The sequence below is a fragment of the Paenibacillus sp. 203 genome, assembly GCF_037027525.1.
In the GTDB taxonomy this organism is placed as follows: Bacteria; Bacillota; Bacilli; order Paenibacillales; family Paenibacillaceae; genus Paenibacillus; species Paenibacillus polymyxa_B.
The window spans coordinates 1-247 of record NZ_JAXCHD010000095.1 but is presented as its reverse complement, the minus strand read 5'-3'; the positions used below and the strand labels follow the sequence as shown (position 1 = coordinate 247).

Below are 247 nucleotides of genomic sequence, written 5' to 3'. Positions count from 1 at the left end.
GATCAAAGCTTGCTTACAGCTCCCCGAGGCCTTATCGTTGTTCGCCACGTCCTTCGTCGGCTCCTGGCGCCTAGGCATCCTCCGTGTGCTCTTTGTAGCTTAACCTAGACTTTTCTTTCAAAAAAAAAGAAAATGTCGATGTTTGATAAAGAATGATTTTTGCCAAAGGCAAAAGATCTTTCCTTACCTGCTACCTTTATTTCACTTGTTTACACAAGATCAGCTTAAAGGAATATTCTAAAACGCA

1 rRNA gene is annotated in these 247 nt (G+C 41.7%); it reads right to left on the bottom strand.

Going from position 1 to position 247, the window contains the following annotated elements:
• Positions 1-105: ribosomal RNA gene (locus tag WA407_RS26560) — 23S ribosomal RNA — on the bottom strand; the annotation flags it as partial.
• Positions 106-247: the final 142 nt, after the last annotated feature.